The sequence below is a fragment of the Brevundimonas sp. genome, from assembly GCF_036399195.1.
In the GTDB taxonomy this organism is placed as follows: Bacteria; Pseudomonadota; Alphaproteobacteria; order Caulobacterales; family Caulobacteraceae; genus Brevundimonas.
Genome location: NZ_DASWNO010000204.1, coordinates 1 through 2,550, shown reverse-complemented (window position 1 = coordinate 2,550; position 2,550 = coordinate 1). Strand labels below are relative to the sequence as shown.

The window sequence follows — 2,550 nt, the reverse complement described above, 5'->3', positions numbered from 1 at the left end:
CTCGCTCAGGAAGACGCCGAAATGCTGATCCTGCAGGCGCGGGTCGCCGCCGGCTGGATCGACGCCTCCGAACTGCCGCAGCCGCCCGAGCCGGAATACGAGGAAGAGCTGGCTGACGGCGAATACGACCCCGAGGCGGTCTTCGGCGAGGCCCCCGCGGCCGAAGGCGACGAAGGTCTGGAAGAAGCTGTCCTCGAAGCCGGCGATGCGGAGGTCTTCGCCGAAGACCTCGAGCAGTCGCGCGACGCGTGATGGGAGCCCGGACCGTTCATGAGTCTGCGCGAAGCGACGATCGATAGAGAGCGGCGCGACCTGGTCACCCACCAGGTCATGGACGAATCTCGCCTGATCCGCTTCGTCGCCGCTCCGGACGGTTCGGTGGCCCCTGACCTCGCCCGCAAGCTGCCGGGTCGCGGCCTCTGGGTCGCCGCCGACCGCGCCTCTATCGAGGCGGCGGTGAAGAAGAACCTTTTCTCGCGCGCGGCCAAGGCGCCGCTGAAGCCGGCGCCCGATCTGGCGGAGACGGTCGAAAACCTGCTCGTCCGCCGTTGTCTGGAGCAGCTCGGCCTTGCCCGGCGCGAGGGCGTTCTTATCTCGGGGTTCGAGAAATCGCTGGCCGCGGTGCGGGCCGGCAAGGCGGCGTGGATCGTCGAGGCGGCGGACGGATCCGCGGACGGCCGCGGCAAGCTGCTTTCGCTCGCGAAACACATCGCGCCGCCCCCGAAAGTCTGCGGCGTCTTCAAAGCGGACGATTTGGGTTTGGCCCTTGGGCTGGAAAATGCGATACACGCCGTCCTGCTTGAGGGCGGGCGGGCCGATCGCTGGACCATAGAGGTCGAACGACTGGCGGGATTTCGACCGCTTCTGCCCCCGGAGTGGGACGTGGAGCGGGCTGAGGCCCCGAATAAGGATTTGGACGGGCGGGGTTTCGCTTCCTGATCGGAAGCGGAGCGACGCGCGGCTTTTTGTGTTTGAGCGAGACGACGGCGGATCATCCGCCGTCCCGAATAAAGCGACCGGATGACTGACGAGAACGACAAGACCAACGACGGCCAACCGCAGGCGCCGGCCGGGACTCCGTCCCAGACCGGACCGCGCGCGCCCCTGAGCCTCAAGCCGCGGCAGGCGGGATCGGTCGCGACCGGCACCGTGCGCCAGAGCTTCAGCCATGGACGCACCAAGACCGTGGTGGTCGAGACCAAGCGCCGCCTCGGGGCCACGCCGGGCCACCAGCGCCCGCAGGGCTTCGACGTCGCCGGTCGTCCGCGCACCGATGCGCCGGCGCCGCAGGCTCCGCGTCCGGCCGTGACCGGTCCCGCCGGCGGCCGCCTGTCGACCGAGGAACAGGAAGCCCGCCGCCGCGCCATCGAGCTCGCGACGCAGGCACAGGCCCAGAAGGCCCAGGCCGCCGCCGCCGAACAGGCGCGCCGCGACCAGGCCGCGCGTGAACAGGCCGCCGCCGCGGCCCAGACCGCCAGCGCCGCCCAGGCCGAAGCCGCAGCCGCGCGCGCCGCCGCCGAGGCCGCCCGCGCAGAAGCCGCCAAGCTGAGCGCCGCCGCGCCGCCCGCCGCTCCCGCGAAACGCGCCCCGGCGGCACCGGCCGCGCCGACGCCCGCTCCGACGCCGCCGGCTCCGGTCGAAGCCGCCGCCCCGACTCCGCCTCCGGCGCCCGCCGCGCCTCCCCGGCCCGCGCCGCCTGCGCGCCCGGTGGTCAATTTCGGCCAGCGCGTGCCCAAGGCGCCCAACCCCTCCCGCGCCCCGGCCGGTCCCGCCTTCGGCGGCCGCTCCGCCCGTGAGGAAGCGATGGGCGGAGGCGAGCGCGCCTATTCGGACCGTCCGCAGGCCGCCCGGCCCGCAGGCGGCCGTCCGGCCGAGCCTGTCCGCTATTCGGCCCTGACGCCGCGTCCCGCTCCCGGCGCGGCCCGCCCGGGCCCCCGGACCGGTCCCGGCGGCCGTCCGACGCCGAACGCTCCCCCGGCGCAGGCCGAGGTCGCCCGGCCCAGCCGGGCTCCCGGCGGCGGCTTCGCTCGCCCGCTCAAGCCCGAGGACGATCGCGACAAGCGTTTCTCCGACGCAGGCAAGGCCGTCAGCCGCACCCGCGGCGAGCCCAAGCGCCGTGAAGGCCGCCTGACCATCCAGTCCGTCGCCGGCGACGGTGACACCGCCGAGCGGATGCGCTCGCTGGCCTCGGTCCGCCGCGCCCGCGAACGCGAAAAAGAGAAGCGCAAGGGCGGCTCGACCGATGCGCCGAACCGTCCGCGCGAGGTCGTCATTCCCGACGTCATCACCGTGCAGGAGCTGTCCAACCGGATGGCGGTGCGCGGCGTCGACATCATCAAGTTCCTGATGAAGGAGGGCCGGATGATGAAGATCTACGACGTCATCGACACCGACACCGCTGAACTGGTCGCCGACGAGTTCGGCATGACGGTGCGCCGCGTGTCGGAATCCGACGTCGAGGCGGGCTTCCTGTCCGACGCCATCGACGACGAGGCGGTCACGCCCCGCGCGCCGGTGGTGGCCATCATGGGCCACGTCGACCACGGCAAG

The 2,550-nt window shown here is 72.8% G+C and carries 2 protein-coding genes and 1 pseudogene; all 3 read left to right on the top strand.

What is annotated here, in order from left to right; all coding sequences use genetic code 11:
• A pseudogene (locus VGB60_RS09280) lies at nucleotides 1-252 on the top strand (transcription termination/antitermination protein NusA); the annotation flags it as partial.
• 18 nt (nucleotides 253-270) lie between these two features.
• Nucleotides 271-939, top strand: a complete 669-nt coding sequence (locus tag VGB60_RS09275) for an RNA-binding protein (protein ID WP_331037983.1) — start codon at nucleotides 271-273, stop codon at nucleotides 937-939.
• 81 nt (nucleotides 940-1,020) lie between these two features.
• On the top strand, nucleotides 1,021-2,550 hold a 1,530-nt coding region (locus tag VGB60_RS09270), incomplete at its 3' end, for a translation initiation factor IF-2 N-terminal domain-containing protein (protein WP_331037982.1).

Coding starts and splice junctions, on each gene's coding strand:
- VGB60_RS09275 (WP_331037983.1), top strand. CDS start 271: ATGAGTCTGCGCGAAGCGACGATCGATAGAGAGCGGCGCGACCTGGTC.